20 protein-coding genes are annotated in these 21,981 nt (G+C 51.3%); 1 reads left to right on the forward strand and 19 read right to left on the reverse strand.

Going from position 1 to position 21,981, the window contains the following annotated elements:
- Nucleotides 1–100: 100 nt before the first annotated feature.
- The 6 genes from pstB to glmU all read right to left on the reverse strand — a co-directional run bounded on the left by pstB (nt 101) and on the right by glmU (nt 7,647).
- Entirely contained in the window at nt 101–874 is a 774-nt protein-coding gene (gene pstB / locus ACKI5T_RS02310; RefSeq protein WP_015961095.1) for a phosphate ABC transporter ATP-binding protein PstB, read from the reverse strand.
- Between the two features lie 46 nt (nt 875–920).
- Nucleotides 921–1,811, reverse strand: coding sequence for a phosphate ABC transporter permease PstA (gene pstA / locus ACKI5T_RS02315; RefSeq protein WP_407435273.1), 891 nt, complete (start codon nt 1,809–1,811; stop codon nt 921–923).
- Complete coding sequence (pstC, locus tag ACKI5T_RS02320) at nt 1,811–2,770, reverse strand: phosphate ABC transporter permease PstC (RefSeq protein ID WP_015961093.1); 960 nt, start codon at nt 2,768–2,770, stop codon at nt 1,811–1,813. The genes pstA and pstC overlap by 1 nt, the downstream gene beginning before the upstream one ends.
- Before the next feature lie 77 nt (nt 2,771–2,847).
- Complete coding sequence (gene pstS, locus ACKI5T_RS02325; protein ID WP_407435275.1) at nt 2,848–3,888, reverse strand: phosphate ABC transporter substrate-binding protein PstS; 1,041 nt, start codon at nt 3,886–3,888, stop codon at nt 2,848–2,850.
- A gap of 321 nt (nt 3,889–4,209) precedes the next feature.
- The gene (glmS, locus tag ACKI5T_RS02330) at nt 4,210–6,039 is read right to left on the reverse strand and encodes a glutamine--fructose-6-phosphate transaminase (isomerizing) (RefSeq protein ID WP_407435277.1); all 1,830 of its coding nucleotides are present in this window, start codon (nt 6,037–6,039) and stop codon (nt 4,210–4,212) included.
- A gap of 237 nt (nt 6,040–6,276) precedes the next feature.
- Nucleotides 6,277–7,647, reverse strand: a complete 1,371-nt coding sequence (gene glmU, locus ACKI5T_RS02335) for a bifunctional UDP-N-acetylglucosamine diphosphorylase/glucosamine-1-phosphate N-acetyltransferase GlmU (protein WP_407435279.1) — start codon at nt 7,645–7,647, stop codon at nt 6,277–6,279.
- A 344-nt stretch (nt 7,648–7,991) separates the two neighbouring features.
- Here glmU and ACKI5T_RS02340 point away from each other — a divergent pair, with 344 nt between their 5' ends.
- A complete protein-coding gene (locus tag ACKI5T_RS02340; protein WP_407435281.1) occupies nt 7,992–10,094 on the forward strand; it encodes a right-handed parallel beta-helix repeat-containing protein in 2,103 nt (700 codons plus the stop codon).
- Between the two features lie 336 nt (nt 10,095–10,430).
- Here ACKI5T_RS02340 and ACKI5T_RS02345 read toward each other — a convergent pair whose 3' ends face one another.
- From ACKI5T_RS02345 to asnC, 13 genes are all read right to left on the reverse strand, one after another.
- Nucleotides 10,431–10,850 (reverse strand): F0F1 ATP synthase subunit epsilon, encoded by a 420-nt coding sequence (locus ACKI5T_RS02345; protein WP_003023809.1) that lies wholly within the window; start codon nt 10,848–10,850, stop codon nt 10,431–10,433.
- Nucleotides 10,851–10,870: 20 nt separating this feature from the next.
- On the reverse strand, nt 10,871–12,253 hold the full coding sequence (gene atpD, locus ACKI5T_RS02350) for a F0F1 ATP synthase subunit beta (protein ID WP_015961088.1): 1,383 nt from the start codon (nt 12,251–12,253) through the stop codon (nt 10,871–10,873).
- A gap of 26 nt (nt 12,254–12,279) precedes the next feature.
- Nucleotides 12,280–13,143, reverse strand: coding sequence for a F0F1 ATP synthase subunit gamma (gene atpG, locus ACKI5T_RS02355; RefSeq protein WP_015961087.1), 864 nt, complete (start codon nt 13,141–13,143; stop codon nt 12,280–12,282).
- A 50-nt stretch (nt 13,144–13,193) separates the two neighbouring features.
- Nucleotides 13,194–14,735: a F0F1 ATP synthase subunit alpha gene (atpA, locus tag ACKI5T_RS02360; RefSeq protein ID WP_015961086.1), complete on the reverse strand. Its 1,542-nt coding sequence runs from the start codon at nt 14,733–14,735 to the stop codon at nt 13,194–13,196.
- Between the two features lie 12 nt (nt 14,736–14,747).
- Entirely contained in the window at nt 14,748–15,281 is a 534-nt protein-coding gene (gene atpH / locus ACKI5T_RS02365; protein WP_407435284.1) for a F0F1 ATP synthase subunit delta, read from the reverse strand.
- A gap of 14 nt (nt 15,282–15,295) precedes the next feature.
- On the reverse strand, nt 15,296–15,766 hold the full coding sequence (atpF, locus tag ACKI5T_RS02370; protein ID WP_015961084.1) for a F0F1 ATP synthase subunit B: 471 nt from the start codon (nt 15,764–15,766) through the stop codon (nt 15,296–15,298).
- A 48-nt stretch (nt 15,767–15,814) separates the two neighbouring features.
- Entirely contained in the window at nt 15,815–16,054 is a 240-nt protein-coding gene (atpE, locus tag ACKI5T_RS02375) for a F0F1 ATP synthase subunit C (protein WP_000429386.1), read from the reverse strand.
- A gap of 50 nt (nt 16,055–16,104) precedes the next feature.
- Complete coding sequence (gene atpB / locus ACKI5T_RS02380) at nt 16,105–16,920, reverse strand: F0F1 ATP synthase subunit A (protein WP_015961083.1); 816 nt, start codon at nt 16,918–16,920, stop codon at nt 16,105–16,107.
- An 8-nt stretch (nt 16,921–16,928) separates the two neighbouring features.
- The gene (gene atpI, locus ACKI5T_RS02385) at nt 16,929–17,309 is read right to left on the reverse strand and encodes a F0F1 ATP synthase subunit I (protein WP_407435287.1); all 381 of its coding nucleotides are present in this window, start codon (nt 17,307–17,309) and stop codon (nt 16,929–16,931) included.
- 614 nt (nt 17,310–17,923) lie between these two features.
- Nucleotides 17,924–18,547: a 16S rRNA (guanine(527)-N(7))-methyltransferase RsmG gene (rsmG, locus tag ACKI5T_RS02390; protein WP_407435289.1), complete on the reverse strand. Its 624-nt coding sequence runs from the start codon at nt 18,545–18,547 to the stop codon at nt 17,924–17,926.
- A 69-nt stretch (nt 18,548–18,616) separates the two neighbouring features.
- Nucleotides 18,617–20,506 (reverse strand): tRNA uridine-5-carboxymethylaminomethyl(34) synthesis enzyme MnmG, encoded by a 1,890-nt coding sequence (mnmG, locus tag ACKI5T_RS02395; RefSeq protein WP_407435291.1) that lies wholly within the window; start codon nt 20,504–20,506, stop codon nt 18,617–18,619.
- A gap of 373 nt (nt 20,507–20,879) precedes the next feature.
- Nucleotides 20,880–21,329, reverse strand: coding sequence for an FMN-binding protein MioC (gene mioC / locus ACKI5T_RS02400; RefSeq protein ID WP_133632206.1), 450 nt, complete (start codon nt 21,327–21,329; stop codon nt 20,880–20,882).
- Between the two features lie 89 nt (nt 21,330–21,418).
- Nucleotides 21,419–21,877, reverse strand: a complete 459-nt coding sequence (gene asnC / locus ACKI5T_RS02405) for a transcriptional regulator AsnC (RefSeq protein WP_041689565.1) — start codon at nt 21,875–21,877, stop codon at nt 21,419–21,421.
- Nucleotides 21,878–21,981 lie beyond the last annotated feature (104 nt).

The raw sequence follows: 21,981 nt of genomic DNA on the forward strand, positions 1-21,981 counted from the left end.
AGGGCGGCAACTGAGCAAACCCCCGAAAGCGTAGTTCTCTACGTGACCGGGGTAAGCAAAGGCCGCCAACGCGGGTACAGCCTAAAAGATGAAGGACATATCAGCCGTAACGACCGGTAATGTAGTCTTCTGTTTGTTTTTTGGCGGGCTTGGTGAACAGATCGTCCGTGTTGCTGAACTCAATCAATTCGCCCAGGTACATAAATGCCGTATGGTCTGAACACCGCGCAGCCTGCTGCATGTTATGGGTGACAATTACCACGGTGTAATCTTGCTTCAGCTCGGTGATCAACTCTTCAATACGACCCGTGGAGATAGGATCCAGTGCTGAACATGGCTCATCGAGCAGTAGCACTTCCGGGCGGATCGCGATACCGCGCGCGATACATAAACGCTGCTGCTGACCCCCTGAGAGAGAATATCCGCTCTGGTGTAACTTATCTTTGGTTTCGTTCCAGAGTGCGGCCTTGGTCAACGCCCACTGCACGCGCTCGTCCATATCGGCGCGAGACAGCTTTTCGAACAGGCGCACGCCAAAGGCAATGTTGTCGTAAATGGACATCGGGAACGGCGTCGGTTTCTGGAATACCATGCCCACTTTGGCACGCAGCAGCGCGATATCCTGGGTATTGGTCAGAATGTTGTCGCCATCCAGCAGAATTTCGCCTTCCGCACGCTGCTCCGGATAGAGTGAGTACATTTTGTTAAAGGTACGCAGCAGGGTGGATTTGCCACAGCCTGATGGACCGATAAATGCCGTCACCTGGTTTTTGGCAATATCCAGGTTGATGTTTTTCAGTGCATGGAATTTACCGTAGTAGAAGTTCAAATCACGAACCTGAATCTTACCCGGTGCAGTATCAACCATACTCATTGACTCATTTCCTCATTCGGCGCCGCGTGATGCCGCGCCGTAAAAATTAACCGTGTTTCTGTTTCGCGAAAATGACGCGCGCCAGAATGTTCAGCAACAGTACGCACAGGGTGATAATTAACACCCCTGCCCAGGCCAGTTGTTGCCACTCGGCAAACGGGCTCATCGCAAATTTAAAGATGGTGACCGGCAGGTTAGCGATGGGCTGCATCATGTCGGTGCTCCAGAACTGGTTCGAAAGCGCGGTAAACAGCAGCGGCGCGGTTTCGCCTGCGATACGCGCAATCGCCAGCAGGATACCGGTCATGATCCCGGAGACTGATGCTTTCAGCGTAATCGCGGAGATCATCTTCCATTTCGGTGTACCCAGCGCATAAGCCGCTTCACGCAGGCTGTCCGGCACCAGTTTCAGCATGTTCTCGGTCGTACGGATAACGATAGGCACTTGCAGCAGCGCCAGCGCAATCACGCCCGCCCAGCCAGAGAAATGCTCCATCTGCGCGACCACAATGGTGTAGACGAACAGGCCGACCACAATAGACGGCGCGGAAAGCAGAATATCGTTGATGAAACGAATCACCTCAGCGACCCAGGATTTACGGCCATATTCCGCCAGATAAATCCCCGCCATGATACCGAGAGGCGTTCCGACAACGGTCGCCCAGAAGATCAGCATGCCACTGCCTGCCAGGGCGTTTGCCAGCCCACCACCCGCAGTATTTGGCGGCGGCGTCATCTCGGTGAACAGCGCAATCGACATCCCGTCGATGCCGCGCGTGATCGTCGAGAACAGGATCCACACTAACCAGAACAGGCCAAACGCCATCGTCGCCATGGAAAGCGTCAGCGCAAGGCGATTTTTGAAGCGACGGCGCGCCTGCATTTTGCGGCGAGATTCTGCCAGCGCAGTAGTGCTTTGCATTTCGAGCGTAGCCATTAGCGTACCCCCTCATTTTTCGCCAGGCGCATGATCATCAGCTTGGAAATCGCCAGAACGATGAAGGTGATTACAAACAGAATCAGACCCAGTTCCATCAACGCCGCCACATGCAGACCTGATTCCGCTTCGGCAAATTCATTTGCCAGCGCGGAGGTAATGCTGTTACCCGGCATAAACAGCGAGGCGCTGTCGAGTTGGTAGGTGTTACCGATGATAAAGGTCACCGCCATGGTTTCACCCAGCGCACGACCCAGACCCAGCATGACGCCGCCGATGACACCATTTTTGGTGAACGGCAGGACGATACGCCAGATAACTTCCCAGGTGGTGCAGCCGATACCGTAGGCCGACTCTTTCATCATCACCGGCGTTTGTTCAAACACATCGCGCATCACCGCCGCAATGTACGGAATGATCATGATGGCGAGAATCACGCCCGCGGCCAGAATACCGATCCCGAACGCTGGGCCGGAGAACAGCGCGCCGACAAAAGGAATATTCGACAGGACATTGCCCACCGGTTCCTGGAAGTATTTCGCAAACAGCGGAGCAAAGATAAACAGGCCCCACATGCCGTAAACGATACTCGGAATCGCCGCCAGCAGTTCAATCGCGATGCCCAGCGGCCGCCTTAGCCAGTTAGGAGCCAGCTCCGTCAGGAACAGCGCGATACCAAAGCTCACCGGAACGGCAATCAACAGGGCGATAAACGAGGTGACCAGCGTGCCGTAAATCGGCACCAGCGCACCGTAAATATCGTTCGGCGCATCCCACTCTTTGGTCCACAGGAAGGCGAACCCGAATTTCTGGATGCTCGGCCAGGAGGAGAAAATCAGTGACACGATAATGCCGCCCAGCAGCAATAGCACAATCAGCGCAGCCAGTTTTACCAGCGCGCTGAAAATCTTGTCACCATTTTTACCCGGAGGGTTAAAAGCAGGCTTGGTTGCAGCCATAAATTACTCTTCTGTTAAATACGTTTTACGAAGTAAAGCGGGTGAAATTCACCCGCCATTTTCGTCAGTATGCCAAATCAATACAATGCTTTACCGCTGCTGTCTTTCACGTTTGTTTTCCATGCAGCACGAATCTGCTCAACCACGCTGTCCGGCAGGCTTGCGTAATCCAGGTCGTTAGCCTGTTTGCCACCGTTTTTGTACGCCCAGTCGAAGAACTTCAACACTTCAGCGCCCTGCTCAGGTTTCTTCTGATCTTTATGCACCAGGATGAACGTGGTGGACGTGATTGGCCACGCGCCGTCACCTTTCTGGTTAGTCAGATCCTGTGCGAAGGATTTGCTCCAGTCAGCGCCTTTCGCAGCGTTAGCGAAGTTTTCTTCGGTCGGGCTAACCGGTTTACCGTCAGCTGAGATCAGCTTGGTGTAAGCCAGGTTGTTTTGCTTGGCGTAAGCGTATTCAACGTAACCGATTGAACCCGGCAGACGCTGTACGAACGCGGCGATACCGTCGTTCCCTTTACCGCCCAGACCGGTCGGCCAGTTAACAGTAGAGCCAGAACCGATTTTGGATTTCCACTCTTCGTTCACTTTCGCCAGGTAGCTGGTGAAGACGAAGGACGTACCGGAACCGTCAGCACGACGAACCACAGCGATGTTCTGCGAAGGCAGTTTCACGCCTGGGTTCAGTTTGGTGATGGCTTCATCATCCCATTTTTTGATGTTGCCGAGGTAGATATCGCCAAGGGTTTTGCCATCCAGCACCAGTTCGCCAGATTTCAGACCCGGGATATTCACGGCCAGCACAACACCACCGATAACGGTTGGGAACTGGAACAGACCTTCCTGAGCCAGTTTGTCATCAGACAATGGCGCGTCAGATGCACCGAAATCGACGGTATTGGCCGTAATTTGTTTAACGCCACCGGAGGAGCCGATACCCTGATAGTTTACCTTGTTACCGGTCTCTTTCTGGTAGGTATCTGCCCATTTGGCATACACCGGCGCAGGGAAAGTTGCACCAGCGCCAGTCAGGCTTGCTTCTGCGAATACAGAGAACGCGCTCATAGATAAGGTCGCGGCGACAACAGTTGCGACAGTGGTACGCATAACTTTCATAATGTCTCCTGCAAGGATTTCGTAAATCGTTGTTTAGTGGCTACGATGAGCAAAATAGGACAATCAGGTGACAGATAAATGTACGAAATATGACAGTTTTATGACATGAAAAGTTTGACTTAAAATTCCACGAAATAATTTTTAATAAACAGTAAGTTAAATATCTTTATGACACTCTGTTTTCAGAAAAATTTTATTTGTGTGACACTGAAAAAGTAGCTGAAAATGACAGATTGTCATCAATATAAAGAGAGGAGAATTGATTAAAAACAAACCAGCAGGAAAGAGAAAAGCTCCACCCGAAGATGGAGCCTGAAGGGATTATTCTACGGTGACTGACTTCGCCAGGTTACGCGGTTGGTCAACGTCGGTGCCTTTAATCAGCGCGACGTGATAAGCCAACAGTTGCAGCGGAACGGTATAGAAGATAGGCGCAATCACCTCTTCGACATGCGGCATCTCGATGATGTGCATGTTGTCGTTGCTGACAAAACCGGCATCCTGATCGGCGAAGACGTACAGCTGGCCGCCACGGGCGCGCACTTCTTCGATGTTAGATTTCAGTTTTTCCAGCAGTTCGTTGTTCGGTGCAACGACGATAACCGGCATATCCGCGTCAATCAGCGCCAGTGGGCCATGTTTCAGCTCACCTGCCGCGTAGGCTTCGGCGTGAATATAGGAGATTTCTTTCAGCTTCAGTGCGCCTTCCAGCGCAATCGGATACTGATCGCCACGGCCCAGGAACAGCGCGTGGTGTTTGTCAGAGAAATCTTCCGCCAGTGCTTCAATGCGTTTGTCCTGAGACAGCATCTGCTCGATACGGCTCGGCAGCGCCTGCAAACCATGCACGATATCGTGCTCAATCGCCGCATCCTGGCCTTTCAGACGTGCCAGTTTCGCCACCAGCATCAGCAGAACGGTCAGCTGCGTGGTGAACGCTTTGGTTGACGCCACACCGATTTCCGTACCCGCTTTGGTCATCAGGGCCAGATCGGATTCACGCACCAGCGACGAGCCCGGCACGTTACAGATTGCCAGAGAACCGAGATATCCCAGCTCTTTAGACAAACGCAGTGCCGCCAGGGTATCCGCCGTTTCACCAGACTGGGAAAGGGTGATCATCAGGCTGTTGCGACGCACCGCTGATTTGCGGTAGCGGAATTCAGAGGCGATTTCCACATCGCACGGCACGCCAGCCAGCGCTTCAAACCAGTAACGCGAAACCATACCGGAGTTGTAAGACGTTCCGCAGGCAACAATCTGAATGTGCTCAACTTTCGCCAGCATCTCATTTGCGTTTGCACCCAGCTCGCTCAAATCTACTTCGCCGTGATTGATGCGCCCGATCAACGTGTTTTTGATCGCGTTCGGCTGCTCGTAAATCTCTTTCTGCATGTAGTGACGATAAGTACCTTTGTCACCCGCGTCGTACTGCAGATTGGATTCGATCTCCTGACGCTTCACCTGCGCGCCAGACTTATCGAAGACCGTGACGCTACGACGCGTCACTTCGGCGATATCACCCTCTTCGAGGAAGATAAAGCGACGAGTAACCGGCAGCAAAGCCAGCTGATCGGAGGCAATAAAGTTTTCGCCCATACCCATGCCGATAACCATCGGGCTACCGGAACGGGCAGCCAGCAGGGTGCTCGGATCGCGAGAATCCATGATCACCGTACCGTATGCACCGCGCAGCTGAGGGATCGCACGCAGCACCGCCTCACGCAGCGTACCGCCTTGCGCCAGTTCCCAGTGAACCAGGTGCGCAATAACTTCGGTATCAGTTTCAGAAACAAAAGTGTAACCCCGCGCTTTGAGTTCGTCGCGCAGCGGTTCGTGGTTTTCGATAATGCCGTTATGCACCACAACGATGTGTTCAGACACATGCGGGTGCGCGTTGCCTTCTGAAGGTTCGCCGTGGGTCGCCCAGCGCGTATGCGCAATACCGGTGCCGCCATGCAGCGGCTTTTCTTCCGCGGCTTGCGCCAGCATTTGCACTTTACCGAGGCGGCGCAGGCGGGTCATGTGCCCTTCTGCGTCGACCACTGCCAGACCGGCAGAGTCGTAACCACGGTATTCCAGACGACGTAATCCTTCGATAAGGATTTCAGCAATATCACGCTGCGCAACTGCGCCAACAATTCCACACATAGTTAGATTTCCTGATAATGGCGTTATGCCATGCGTTGCCGCTGATCTGTATTTACCCTTTTGGGTAATGCCCTTCCGGGCGCCCCGAGCCTTGTAGAGAGTGGGGCTATATTTTGGTTACTGCATTTGGGCGGGGGATTATGTTATCCCCTCATCCCGACCCTCTCCCCAAAGGGGCGAGGGAGAAAACACAGCACCGAACGATCCTCTTTGCGAGGACGGTTCAGGTGAGGTCAGTTACTTTTTCTTCACCGGACGTTGCCAGCCTTGCTTGTTAACTTGCGGCACGCGGCTAAGCACGAGCTCATTTTCCGCCACATCACGTGTCACGGTTGTTCCCGCCGCAATCGTAACGCCTTTGCCGATCGTGACCGGAGCCACCAGTTGGCTGTCAGAACCGACGAAGACATCATCGCCGATGATGGTTTTGAATTTATTGGCACCATCGTAGTTACAGGTAATCGTGCCCGCACCGATATTCACGTTATCGCCAATTTCCGCATCGCCGAGATAGGTCAGATGACCGGCTTTCGAGCCTTTACCCAGACGGGCTTTTTTCATCTCGACAAAGTTGCCAACGTGGGCACCTTCCAGCAGTTCAGCGCCTGGACGCAGACGTGCGAAAGGACCAATGGTACAGGCCGCTTCCAGACGTGCGTCCTCCACCACGCTGTACGGGCTAATCTCACAATCGTCACCAATGACGCTGTTTTTGATCACACACCCGGTACCGATTTTAACGCGATGGCCCAGCGTCACCTGACCTTCAATAATAACGTTAGTGTCAATTTCAACATCACGCCCGTGAGCAAGCGTACCGCGCAGGTCGAAACGCGCCGGATCGCGCAGCATCAGGCCCGCCAGTAGCAGTTTTTCCGCCTGCTCAGCCTGATAAATACGCTCCAGACGGGAAAGCTGAAGACGGTTGTTTACGCCGTCTGTTTCGCTGATGCGCGTCGGATGAACGGCTGTAATTTCATGACCTTCGTGATGCGCCATCGCGATGATATCGGTGATGTAGTATTCACCCTGCGCGTTGTTGTTGTTCAGTTTTGACAGCCAGCGCTTCAGATCCGCGCCGTTGGCAATCAGAATGCCGGTGTTAATTTCCTGAATCTGGCGCTGCTCGTCGGAAGCGTCTTTATGCTCGACAATGCCCGTCACCTTGCCGTTTTCACGGGTGATACGGCCATAGCCCGTCGGGTCGTCCAGTTTTACAGTCAGTAAACCGATGCCACCCTGCGGTTTGGCTTCACGCAGGCGCGTTAAGGTTTCAACAGCAATCAGCGGTACGTCGCCGTAAAGCATCAGGATGTCTTCATCGTTTGCAAAGAACGGCGCGGCCTGCTGCATGGCATGGCCGGTACCCAACTGTTCAGCCTGAAGCACCCAGTTGAGTTTGTCATCGCCCAGCGTCTTTTTAAGCAAATCGCCACCGTGGCCATAGACCAGATGAACATTGCTCGCGCCCAATTCATTTGCAGCATCAATGACATGCTGCACCATCGGCTTTCCTGCCAACGTGTGCAACACCTTAGGAAGATCGGAATACATGCGGGTGCCTTTGCCTGCGGCAAGGATGACCACGCTCATTGTATTGTTCAACATACGCGTCCTGACTGTAATTTGAGTGAGAAGTAGAACCCTTTGACGTTGAAAATTCTACATATTTTGCAGCATAAAATGGGCTGCTGGTAAAACGCTCAACATCCGGCATTAATGGCTATTGGAAGATACTTTTAAGGGCAGAGTAAATCACTTTTCCTCTGGAAAATAGCTTTCTTACGGGAAGTCGCGAGCGCCAACAACAGCTTAGTTATTTTTTCGCCTCATGAATAAAGATCGCCTCAAAGCAAAACAACGTTTTAATTATCCAATATTGTGACAACCAAAAAAGAAACGACGTTTCATCTTGATGATAATGGCGCTCAAATATCAATCAGGAGAATAAGATGAATTATAAAATACCTCTGGCCCTAATGATGTGTAGCTCCTTTGTCGTCAACGCAGCAGAACAGCCGCATGTCTGGAAAGCCATCGCGTTTGGCCAATCGACAGACGTGAATTTCTCGTCAAACGTGTTGCCCGAGAAAATCGGTGTTAATGACGTCACAATTGATGGAAAAAAACTGACGCCGCAAGATGCGGTCGATCTCTCAATACCCATCACGATTGAAAGCCGGGGAGGCAAAATCGCCAATTCGCACGACGGATTGACGTTCTTCTATACCGAGCTTCCAACCCGCGAGAATTTTATTTTAGAAGCGACCGTCAGAGTTGATCAGTTCGGTCCGGAGAATGGGGCGAAGCCAGCGGCTCAGGAAGGCGCAGGTTTGTTAGTGCGTGATGTGATAGGCGTGCCGCGTCAGCAACCGCTGAAAGAGGGCTACGAAGAGTTTCCTGCAGCGTCGAATCTGGTGATGAACGCCATTATGACGCAGGATAAAAAGGACCATCAGCGGGTAAAAATGCAGGCTATCACGCGTGAGGGCATTTCCCGTCCGTGGGGCAACGCAGGCGCGGCGATAAAAAAACAGAGCTATAAAGAAGAAGTGGATTTAAGTCAGATGCCTGAATTTCGACTTAAGCTGCAAAGAACGAACGAGGGGTTTGTCACCGCGTGGGCGCCCGCAGGGAGTGAGGCGTGGGTCAGCCAAAGCGTTCCCCGTGCCAATTTGATTTCAGTACAAAATCAGGATCACTATTACGTGGGTTTCTTTGCTTCCCGTAACGCAAAAATCACCGTGACCAATGCGGCTCTGACAACATCTGCGGCAGAAACGGTTGCCAGCAAGCCCTGGCAGCCAAAAGCATTACCGCCCGTTGTCCAGATAGCCTCGCCTGGCAAGAGCGCCTCTGAGCATTACCTGGTACAAGCCCGCGCCAATTACGATGGCGTGTTCCGTCTTCGCCAAAACGAAGTGGTGATCGGCAATGATAAATCCGTTAAAGCGGGTGAAATGTATTCTGTGCCTGCGAAACTGAATGATAACAACGCCTTTGACTTAACCTTTACGCCTGTCAGCGGTGAACCTGTTCAGCAGAAATTTACCGTCGAAAAAGTGGCAGGTATCACAGCAACAACACTGCACGTTTCACCTGAAGGGAAAACGGAGGGTCAGGGAACGGTCGCTTCACCGATGGATTTCACGACTGCCATTGGCCTGCTGGCGCCTGGCGGGAAAATTATTATGGCGAAAGGCGATTATCCACGCAGCGAAATCCCGGTTTCGGCCAGCGGTAGCGCGGACAAAATCAAAACGCTGCAAGCCGATGGGAAAGTGGTGATTCAGGGGTTATTGGTTGATGCCAGCTATTGGCACATCAACGGAATCGACGTTACCGGGAAAAGCCTGCGTATTCAGGGTAGCCATAATCTGATTGAGGGTGTGACGGCTTATCGTAATGACGATACCGGCATTCAGATTTCATCTCCGGATAATGTGGGCCGACCTCTGTGGGCAAGCTATAACCAGGTGATCAATTCCGAATCCTATGCCAATGAAGATCCTGGAAAAATTAACGCCGATGGATTTGCGGTGAAGATGCGCGTCGGTGAGGGTAATCGCCTGGAGAACTGCAATTCTCATGACAATATCGACGACGGCTTTGATCTGTTCAATAAGATTGAAGACGGTGCTAATGGCGTTGTGGTGATTGAGAATTCCATTGCACGTAACAACACCAGCAACGGTTTTAAACTCGGCGGTGAAGGGCAACCCGTAGCGCATGAGGTGCGTAACAGTAAGGCGGTGGGCAATCATCTGGATGGGTTTACCGATAACTTCAACCCAGGCCAACTGATTGTCGAAAATAATATGGCGGTGGACAACCAGCGCTTTAACTTTCTCTTCCGACCAAGCCCATACGGCGATCCCTCTACACAGGGCATTTTCTCCGGTAATAAGTCAGTACGTACGCAACCTGGACGCTATGACGACGCCGTCGCAGGCAATGTTGATGAGACGAATTACTTTATGCAGAAAGGGAAAAGCGTGAATAGTGAAGGGAAGATATTGGACGAGAAAGCCACGGTGGCTGAGCTGAAAATGTAGCAGATGGCGCTTGCTTATCGAACCACTGTAAGCACAGCGCCACATTGCATATCAGCGGTATTACAGATTGAAAGTCCCGAAAGAGATATTCATGCTGCTGAAAAGGGCGATGATTTTGTTGATCAGTTTCATGTTGGCATCCTGTTTTTAATCTGAATTAATTATGTGATACACATCACAAAAACAAGTCTACACTTCAAAATTTTACCGATCAACATTTTTGTGAGTTATATCACAAAATAATAAAACGCCTTTTCAGTTTTAATTATCCTGAAACGCAAACATAAAAAAGCCAGTCTGGAACCAGACTGGCTTTTGTACTTTTTCAAGCCGGTGTTACATCGCTTTTTTAGTCAACTCGATAACGCGTAATTTCGCGATCGCTTTGGCCAGTTCAGCAGACGCCTGTGCGTAATCCACGTCGCCATGAGAGCTTTTAATATGCTCTTCTGCTTTACGCTTCGCTTCCAGAGCTCGCGCTTCGTCGAGATCCTGGCCACGAATAGCGGTATCAGCAAGAACGGTCACACTGCCAGGCTGCACTTCAAGAATGCCGCCGGACAGATAGATAAACTCTTCATGACCGAACTGTTTTACGATGCGGATCATACCAGGCTTAATGGCGGTGAGCAGCGGCGCGTGTCCTGGGAAAATACCCAGTTCACCTTCACTACCCGTTACCTGGATTTTCTCGACCAGACCAGAGAACATTTGTTGCTCTGCGCTGACGACGTCCAGGTGGTAAGTCATTGCCATATCACCCTCCGATTAAGGCGTTAAAGTTTTTTGGCTTTTTCCACGGCTTCGTCGATGGAACCAACCATGTAGAACGCCTGCTCCGGCAGGTGATCGTATTCGCCTTCCATGATGCCTTTAAAGCCACGGATGGTGTCTTTCAGGGAAACGTATTTACCCGGAGAACCGGTGAATACTTCCGCAACGAAGAACGGCTGGGACAGGAAGCGCTGGATCTTACGTGCGCGAGCTACCACCAGTTTATCTTCTTCAGACAGCTCATCCATACCCAGGATGGCGATGATGTCTTTTAGTTCCTGGTAACGTTGCAGCAGGGACTGTACGCCACGCGCGGTGTCGTAATGTTCCTGACCAACGACCAGTGGATCCAGCTGACGGCTGGTGGAGTCCAGCGGGTCAACGGCTGGGTAGATACCCAGAGACGCGATCTGACGGCTCAGTACCACGGTCGCATCTAAGTGAGCAAAGGTGGTGGCTGGAGATGGGTCAGTCAGGTCATCCGCAGGTACGTATACCGCCTGAACGGAGGTGATCGAACCGGTTTTGGTAGAAGTGATACGCTCCTGCAGAACGCCCATCTCTTCCGCCAGCGTCGGCTGGTAACCTACTGCTGAAGGCATACGACCCAGCAGTGCAGATACTTCAGTACCGGCCAGGGTGTAACGGTAGATGTTATCTACGAACAGCAGCACGTCACGACCTTCATCACGGAACTTCTCAGCCATAGTCAGACCGGTCAGCGCAACGCGCAGACGGTTTCCTGGTGGCTCGTTCATCTGGCCATAAACCAGGGATACTTTATCCAGAACGTTGGAGTCGGTCATTTCGTGGTAGAAGTCGTTACCCTCACGAGTACGCTCACCCACGCCTGCAAACACGGAGTAACCGGAGTGCTCGATCGCGATGTTACGGATCAGCTCCATCATGTTTACGGTTTTACCCACGCCCGCACCACCAAACAGACCGACTTTACCGCCCTTAGCGAACGGACACATCAGGTCGATAACTTTGATGCCGGTTTCCAGCAGTTCCTGAGAGCTAGACAGCTCTTCATAGGAAGGTGCTGCACGGTGGATTGCCCAACGGTCTTCTTCACCGATGTCGCCTTTCATGTCGATTGGTTGACCCAATACGTTCATGATACGACCCAGTGTTGCTTTACCTACTGGGACTTCGATTGGGTGCTCGAGATCTTTAACGGCCAGACCACGACGCAGACCGTCGGAAGAACCCATTGCGATGGTACGCACGATACCACCACCGAGCTGCTGCTGAACTTCCAGCACCAGACTCTCGTTACCATTCTGTACCTCAAGAGCATCGTACACGCGCGGTACGGCATCCTGAGGGAATTCGACGTCAACCACGGCGCCGATTACCTGGACAATTTTTCCAGTAGCCATCTTGAATCCTCTACGAATTAACCTGGTTATACCGCGGATGCACCACCGACGATTTCGGTGAGTTCCTGAGTAATGCTGGCCTGACGAGCTTTGTTGTATACCAACTGCAGCTCTTTAATCAGGCTGCCGCCATTGTCGGTCGCGGCTTTCATCGCCACCATACGTGCGGCCTGCTCGCTGGCCAGGTTTTCTACCACACCCTGATAAACCTGAGATTCAACGTAACGACGCAGCAGGGTATCCAGCAGCGGTTTCGGATCGGGTTCATACAGGTAATCCCAGGCTTTCTGCTTCAGCTCTTGATCTTCTGATGCCGGTAAAGGCAGCAGTTGAGTGAGGGTCGGAACCTGAGACATGGTGTTAATAAATTTGTTGCTGACAACGTAAAGTCTGTCCAGACGGCCTTCATCATAGGCCTGCAACATCACTTTTACCGGGCCAATCAGCTCGGACAGGGATGGGTTATCACCCATGCCCGTCACCTGAGCGACGATATTGCCGCCTACGGAATTAAAGAAAGAGACGCCCTTAGAGCCGATCATCGCGATATCGCTTTGAACGCCTTTATCGGACCAGACTTTCATATCCGCCAGCAGTTTTTTGAACAGGTTAATGTTCAAGCCACCGCACAGACCACGGTCGGTAGACACCACCAGGTAGCCCACGCGTTTAACGTCGCGTTCTTCCAGGTAAGGATGCTTATATTCCAGATTACCGTTTGCAAGGTGACCAATCACTTTGCGCATGGTATCTGCATAAGGACGGCTGGACGCCATGCGATCCTGCGATTTACGCATTTTGGAAGCGGCGACCATCTCCATCGCTTTAGTGATCTTCTGCGTGTTCTGGACGCTTGCGATCTTACTACGTATCTCTTTTGCGCCGGCCATGAGCTTCTCCTCAATGCCTTGCGGTCTGTCCTAAGACAGACCGCCGGACGTTACCAGGACTGGGTTGCTTTGAAGGAATCGAGGATGCTTTTCAGCTTGCCTTCGATTTCGTCGTTATAGCCACCGGACTGGTTGATCTCTTGCATCAGCGGAGCGTGATCACGGTCAACGTAAGCCAACAGAGCGGCTTCGAAGCTACCGATTTTCGCCAGTTCCACATCTTCGAGGTAACCGCGTTCAGCCGCGAACAGCACCAGACCCTGTTGTGCAACAGACATTGGGGCATACTGTTTCTGCTTCAGGAGTTCGGTCACTTTCTGACCGTGGCTCAGCTGTTTACGGGTTGCTTCATCCAGATCGGAAGCGAACTGCGAGAACGCCGCCAGTTCACGATACTGAGCCAGCGCGGTACGAATACCACCGGACAGTTTCTTGATGATCTTGGTCTGAGCAGCACCACCAACACGGGATACGGAGATACCTGGGTTAACTGCAGGACGAATACCGGAGTTAAACAGGTTGGTTTCCAGGAAGATCTGACCATCGGTAATCGAAATTACGTTGGTTGGAACGAACGCAGAAACGTCACCCGCCTGGGTTTCGATAATCGGCAGAGCAGTCAGAGAACCGGTTTTACCTTTCACTTCACCTTTGGTGAAGTTCTCAACGTATTCCGCGTTTACGCGGGATGCGCGCTCAAGCAGACGGGAGTGGAGATAAAACACGTCACCCGGGAATGCTTCACGTCCTGGTGGACGGCGCAGCAGCAGGGAAACCTGACGGTAAGCAACAGCCTGTTTAGACAGGTCATCGTATACGATCAACGCATCTTCACCGCGGTCACGGAAGTATTCGCCCATTGCGCAACCCGCATAAGGTGCCAGGTATTGCAGTGCAGCGGATTCAGAAGCGGTCGCAACCACAACGATGGTGTTAGACAGCGCGCCGTGCTCTTCCAGTTTACGAACCACGTTAGAAATGGTGGACGCTTTCTGGCCGATGGCCACATACACACATTTGATACCGGAGTCGCGCTGGTTGATGATCGCATCGATTGCCATCGCGGTTTTACCGGTCTGACGGTCACCGATGATCAATTCACGCTGACCACGACCGATTGGGATCATGGCATCAACGGATTTATAACCAGTCTGCACTGGCTGATCAACGGACTGACGTTCGATAACGCCTGGTGCGATAACTTCGATTGGCGAGAAGCCATCGTTATCAACCGGGCCTTTACCGTCGATTGGTGCACCCAGGGTGTTCACCACGCGACCCAGCAGGCCACGGCCGACTGGTACTTCCAGAATACGACCAGTACATTTGACTTTCATGCCTTCGGCAAGGTCAGCGTACGGGCCCATCACAACTGCACCTACAGAGTCGCGCTCCAGGTTCAGTGCGATTGCGTAACGGTTACCCGGAAGGGAAATCATCTCACCCTGCATACAATCGGCCAAGCCGTGGATGCGGATAACACCGTCACTTACAGAAACAATAGTACCTTCGTTATGAGCTTCACTCACAACACTAAACTGAGCAATGCGCTGCTTGATCAGTTCGCTGATTTCGGTGGAATTCAGTTGCATGCTCCAGTCCCCTTAAGACTGCAAGACGTCTGCAAGGCGTTCAAGACGGCCGCGTACGCTGCCGTCAATGACCATATCACCCGCTCGGATGATTACGCCCGCCATAACAGACTTATCGATTTTGCAATTCAGCTTAACTTTGCGTGACAGACGTTTTTCCATTGCGGCGGTGATCTTCGCAAGCTGTTCATCACTCAGTTCGTTCGCCGAGGTCACTTCAACTTCGGCGGTAGCTTCACTGAGAGCACGTAAGTGCTCGAACTGCTCAAGAACATCCGGGAGCACGCGTAAACGACCATTTTCAGCCATAACCTTAATCAGGTTCTGGCCGCTGGCGTCCAGCTGCTCGCCACAAACGGCGATAAACGACGCAGCAAGCGTTTCTGGTGCTAACGCACCTGAAAGCATCTCAGCCATTTGCTCGTTTTTCGTTACCTCAGCGGCAAACGCCAGCATATCCTGCCAGCGGTCGACATTTTGGTGTTCGACAGCAAAGTCAAAAGCTGCTTTGGCGTAGGGGCGAGCTACCGTAACAAATTCAGACATCAGCCCCTCCCTCCTTACAGTTCAGCGACAAGTTTGTCCACGATGTCGCTGTTAGCAGCTTCATCCACGGAACGTTCGATGATCTTCTCGGCGCCAGCAACAGCCAGAATCGCAACCTGCTTACGCAGTTCTTCACGTGCACGTTTACGCTCAGCATCAATTTCAGCCTGCGCCTGTGCAACGATCTTAGTGCGTTCCTGTTCTGCTTCAGCTTTTGCTTCGTCCAGGATCTGTGAACGGCGTTTGTTAGCCTGTTCAATGATGACCTGAGCTTCAGCTTTCGCTTTTTTCAGCTGGTCTGTCGCGTTGGCCTGTGCAAGGTCCAAATCTTTCTTAGCGCGCTCTGCAGAAGCCAAACCGTCAGCAATTTCTTTTTGACGTTTTTCGATGGCAGCCATTAAAGGCGGCCATACGTACTTCATACAGAACCAGACAAAGAGAATAAACGCGATGGCCTGGCCGAGGATTGTTGCGTTCATGTTCACAGCACAATACCTCTTAAATTTCTGTGGCTTAGGTTTTTAGAACTACTACTACGCGACAGCAAACATCACGTACAGACCCAGACCTACAGCGATCATTGGGATTGCATCCACCAGACCCATAACGATAAAGAACTGAGTACGCAGCAGAGGAATCAGATCCGGTTGACGCGCTGCGCCTTCCAGGAATTTGCCCCCGAGGATGCCGATACCGATCGCAGCACCGATAGCCGCCAGACCCATCATCACAGCGGCAGCCATGTACAGCAGATCCATATTCAGGTTTTCCATGACAGTCTCCAGTTTGTTTCAAATAAAAACGTAGTAGTGTTGGTAAAAAATCAGTGCTCTTCAGACGCCATCGACAGATAGACGATCGTCAGAACCATGAAGATAAAGGCTTGCAGCGTAATGATCAGGATGTGGAAAATGGCCCATGGCACATTCAGAATCCACTGTGACCACCACGGCAGAAGACCCGCGATCAGAATGAAAATCAGCTCACCCGCATACATGTTGCCGAACAGTCGCAGACCGAGAGAAACCGGTTTGGACAGCAGGCTCACGCCTTCCAGGATCAGGTTGACCGGAATAAACGCCCAGTGGTTGAACGGCTGCAAGGTAAGCTCTTTCACGAAGCCGCTTACGCCTTTCATTTTGATGCTGTAGAAAAGAATCAGGATGAATACGCCCAGCGCCATGGACAGGGTAATGTTCACGTCAGCAGACGGAACCACACGCAGTGCAGGCAGGCCGAAGACATGCTCACCGATGTATGGCAGCAAGTCGATAGGCAGAAGGTCCATCAGGTTCATCAGGAAGACCCAGACGAAGACAGTCAACGCCAGTGGAGCAATCAGCTTGCTCTTACCGTGATACATGTCTTTAACGCTGCCATGAACAAAGCCGATGACTAATTCAATTGCCGTCTGGAATTTCCCTGGAACGCCGCTGGTCGCTTTTTTAGCAACGCTACGGAACATGGCCAGGAACAACAGACCCAACACCACCGAGAAGAACATGGAGTCAATGTTGAGCGTCCAGAAGGTGGCCGGGGGGTTATGCGGATCCACCAGCGAGAATGTACGCAGATCCATCTGAAGGTTCGTCAGATGGTGACCTATGTAATCCTGCGGCGTCATATTTTCTGAAGCCATGATGCCTTTTACCCTTTGTTGTTGATTACAGCTGGCGCCAGAACTTGTACCACCAGCACCAAAACCCACGTCACGATCAGCGGCAAAAATACCACTTTGAAAACAGCCAGCGCCATCACCAGTAAGGCAAAGGTCAGCAACACCTTACACACTTCGCCAAGAGCGAAGGACCAGGCCACGCGGCCTTTGGCGGGTGTATGCGCCTGATGACGCCAGGCAAAAATCATAAAGAACATGTTTGGCAAAATAACTGCCAGGCCTCCACAAACAGCGGAGATGCCCCAGAAGGGGTCTTTCAGGCTGAACAGCAGTCCACTTGCTATCACGGCCAAAAACTGTATGAACAGAAGTTTACGTGCAACGTTTCTACTCAAGAGCGACACAGACATCACGTTAAACTCCTGCTCCCTTCGAGGTACGTCGCGTGTCGTATAAAACGTTCTTTAAGGCTCAGAGTCAAGCAGCAAAAAGCGGACAAATTATACGGTGCGCCCCCGTGAATTCAAACAATAAGTAGCGAAAAGGTGAATAAATGTTTAAAAATTTTTCACTACCGCTATTTTTCAACTTTTCATCAAAGAGTGAGCCGGGATACAAAACAGCAAACTGCTCTGAAACGTTGATGATAAAGCGTGCACGAGATCACAAAACACACATTTACGATAAGATCATATTAATCAAATCCATAAATCGAATTATTTCATCTTTATGATATTAAAGGTTAATTAACGCAACTTTTCTCAAAACAACCCTATCTACAATAAAAACCATTCATTGACATTTTTAATAAAAATTTAACATGAATGTGTTGTTACCGATTCCGACTTTTAGCAGGCTGATATTTTCATGCTTGACTATCTTTTGGGTGAACAACGCTGCTGAAGTTAACCTCAAGAAAATCACTGGTAACAATCACGTTAAATCAGCCTCTAAGGAAATCTTTTTTCCATGCTGTTTTTTAACACACTAAGAACAGCACAAATTCCACATTTTTATACATCTTTTAAAAATGATTTGGTTTAATCACCACCAAATGACGTTCACCCTCGAGTTGCGGAACCTGAAGTTTAGCAATGGACTCGACGCTATAACCCTCAGGTAACTGGGCGATTTCATCTTCAGGCACCAGACCTTTGAGCGCATAAAAACGGCCGTCCTGCGCCGGTAAATGCTTGCACCAACTCACCATATCGTTGAGGGAAGCGAATGCACGGCTGATCACGCCATCAAATGGCGGTTCGGAGGGAAACGCTTCTACCCTGCTCTGCACCGGCTCGATGTTTTCAAGCTTCAGCTCATGCTGCACTTGACGCAGGAAACGTACTCGCTTGCCAAGGCTGTCTAACAACGTGAAGTGGCATTCAGGGCGCACAATTGACAGCGGAATACCGGGTAATCCCGGGCCCGTACCGACGTCAATAAAGCGCTCGCCGCGCAGATGAGGCGCAACCACAATGCTATCGAGAATATGACGAATCAGCATCTCGTTAGGATCGCGAACTGACGTAAGGTTATACGCTTTATTCCATTTGTTCAGCATATCGACATACGCCACCAGCTGGTTTTTCTGGTGATCGGTGAGCGAAATGCCGGCCTGTTCCAGCAGACGAGAAAGTTTGTTGAGCACGGTGAATACCTGTAGAGAGGATTGTTGGCCCGGCCAACGCAATGTGGCCGGGCAACGATTATCATAGACTTAAGCGCTGCGGCGCAGCATACCTTGTTTTTTCAGCCAGACCAGCAGAATGGAAATGGCTGCAGGTGTTACACCAGAAATACGCGATGCCTGACCGATCGAGACGGGTTTGTGATCGTTTAGTTTGGCGATAACTTCGTTAGACAACCCCGTCACCTGACGGTAATCCAACATTTCTGGCAGCAGCGTGTTTTCGTTGCGCTGCTGTTTTTCGATCTCATCCTGCTGACGTGCGATATAACCTTCGTATTTGACCTGAATTTCCACCTGCTCAGCCGCTTCAGCATCGTCAAGGCCCGGTGCAAATGGCGTCATCTGCACCAGCTGTTCGTAAGTCATGCCGGGGCGACGTAACAGATCTTCACCGCTGGCTTCACGCGACAGCGGCGCTGTTAAGTGAGCATTCACTTCGGCAGCGGAATCGGCTAACGGATTCACCCAGGTAGATCTCAGGCGCTGACGTTCGGTTTCGATACGTTCCAGCTTTTCGTTGAAACGAGCCCAACGTTCGTCATCAACAAGACCCAACTCACGCCCCATTTCGGTGAGACGCAAATCGGCATTATCTTCGCGAAGCATCAAACGATATTCCGCACGCGAGGTAAACATGCGGTACGGTTCTTTTGTGCCCATGGTGCTGAGATCGTCAACAAGAACACCAAGGTAAGCCTGATCGCGACGCGGCGCCCAGCCCTCTTTTTCATCTGATAACCGTGCGGCGTTCAAGCCCGCCAGCAGCCCTTGGGCAGCGGCTTCTTCGTAACCCGTGGTGCCGTTAATTTGACCGGCAAAGAACAGACCCTGAATAAATTTGCTTTCCAGCGTCGGTTTCAGATCGCGAGGGTCGAAGAAATCGTACTCGATCGCGTAGCCAGGGCGCACAATTTTTGCGTTTTCCATACCCTGCATCGAACGAACGATTTGGATCTGCACATCAAACGGCAGGCTGGTGGAGATGCCGTTCGGATAAATTTCATTGGATGTCAGGCCTTCTGGCTCCAGGAAAATCTGGTGCTGGTTACGATCTGCAAAGCGCATCACCTTGTCTTCGATCGACGGGCAATAACGTGGGCCGATCCCCTCGATCACCCCGGCATACATCGGGCTGCGATCGAGGTTATTGCGGATCACATCATGGGTTTTCTCGTTGGTATGCGTGATGTAACACGGTACCTGTTGAGGATGCTGAGCAGCATTGCCCATGAACGAGAAGACAGGAATAGGCGTGTCACCATGCTGTTGAGCCAGCACGCTGAAATCGATAGTACGCGCGTCGATGCGCGGCGGTGTACCGGTCTTCAGGCGATTAACGCGCAGCGGCAGCTCACGCAAACGACGGGACAGTGAAATGGATGGCGGATCGCCAGCACGGCCACCGCTGTAATTATCCAGACCGATATGAATTTTACCGTCGAGGAAAGTCCCCACCGTTAACACAACCGCTTTGGCGCGGAATTTGAGTCCCATTTGGGTCACTGCGCCGACAACGCGATCGTTTTCGACGATCAGATCTTCAACCGCCTGCTGGAAGATCATCAGGTTAGGTTGATTCTCCAGCGCAGTACGTACTGCCTGCCGGTACAATACACGGTCTGCCTGAGCACGGGTGGCGCGGACTGCCGGGCCTTTACTCGCGTTTAGTATCCTAAACTGGATACCAGCATGATCGATCGCCTTCGCCATCAAGCCGCCGAGGGCATCGACTTCTTTTACCAGGTGTCCTTTCCCAATGCCGCCAATCGCCGGATTGCAGGACATTTGTCCCAGCGTGTCGATATTGTGTGTCAAAAGCAGGGTCTGTTGACCCATACGCGCTGCGGCCATGGCGGCCTCAGTGCCTGCATGACCCCCGCCAATGATGATGACGTCAAAAGGATCCTGATAAAACATGCTTTCCTGCCTTGCGTAAAGCGGTTTGAAAATGGATTTAAGCCCGGGCCGTGGATTCTACTCAAGTTTAGTCTTTCGAGAAAGCATTGGGATCTTGGCTATTAAAAAGAAGATCTTCTTATTTAGAGATCTGTTTTACTATGATCTCTTATTAGGATCGCACGTTTCTGTGGATAAGCGGGATCTCATTAGGAAGATCATCACGTTAGAAAGGATCGTTTGCTGTGAATGATCGGTGATCCTGGACAGTATAAGCTGGGGTTAGATCGTGACCTTATCCACAGCTCAAAAAGGAAGCAATAGTTATACTTTGGATAACTACCGCTTAATCCAAGCTTTTAACCAGACTTATCCACATCTGATCGCGTGATCTTTAATCATTTTTGAGTAAATTTTTCCATTCACTCAACCATTCTTCGGCTGGATCCTCTGGAATATCGTGATCGAGGACGTTGATCTTCAGTGTTTCGCCGATCTGTTTTGCACCGCAGGACGTGATCGCGGCTTCAACTTTCTCTATTGCACCGCAAAAAGTGTCATATTCGCGGCTGCCGATACCCACTGCACCAAAACGCACGGCGGTCAGGCTCGGTTGCTGCTCAAGTAGCTCATCATAGAGAGGTTGGAGATTGTCCGGGATGTCGCCAGCGCCATGCGTTGACGTGATCAGCAACCAAATTCCATCAGTAGGAAGATCTTCCAGTAACGGGCCGTGCAGTGTTTCGGTCGAAAACCCAGCATCTTCAAGCTTTTCGGCCAAATGTTCTGCAACGTATTCCGCGCCGCCAAGAGTACTGCCACTGATAAGAGTTATATCTGCCATGATCGCTCGCTCATATAAAGAGGGGATCATTGTACGCTGTGAGTGAGCTGGGATCTACCTGTGGAAAATGTGGTGATTAAAACGCCCTGTTACGGGCGGATGGTGCGCATGATCGGGTTCTGCAGGGAGATCAGTGTCTCGGTGGACTGAATTTCATCAATTGTTTGGATCTTGTTGATAAGTACCTGTTGCAGGGCGTCAATCGATCGGCACATGACCTTAATAAAGATGCTGTAGTGCCCTGTGGTGTAATAGGCTTCTGTCACCTCTTCCAGGCTCTCAAGTCTTGCCAGCGCTGACGGATAATCTTTCGCACTTTTCAGAATAATGCCAATGAAGCAGCACACGTCATATCCCAACTGCTTAGGGCTGACGTCAATTCGCGCTCCGGTAATGATCCCGGCCTGCTTCATCTTCTCTACCCGAACGTGAATTGTGCCCGGGCTCACGCCAAATTGTTTTGCCAGTTCGGCGTAAGCGGTACGTGCATTCGCCATTAATGCTTCAAGGATGCCGCGGTCCAGATTATCGATCTGATAATTTTCCATCATTTTTTCTTATGAAGAATGAGTAATCACTCTATTCTAGCCTTTTATTTTATCGAATCAAAAGTGAACGTGGCTTTTTGTTGTTGGATTATTGAATTGAGGCC

It is taken from the genome of Lelliottia sp., assembly GCF_045627565.1.
GTDB lineage: Bacteria > Pseudomonadota > Gammaproteobacteria > Enterobacterales > Enterobacteriaceae > Enterobacter.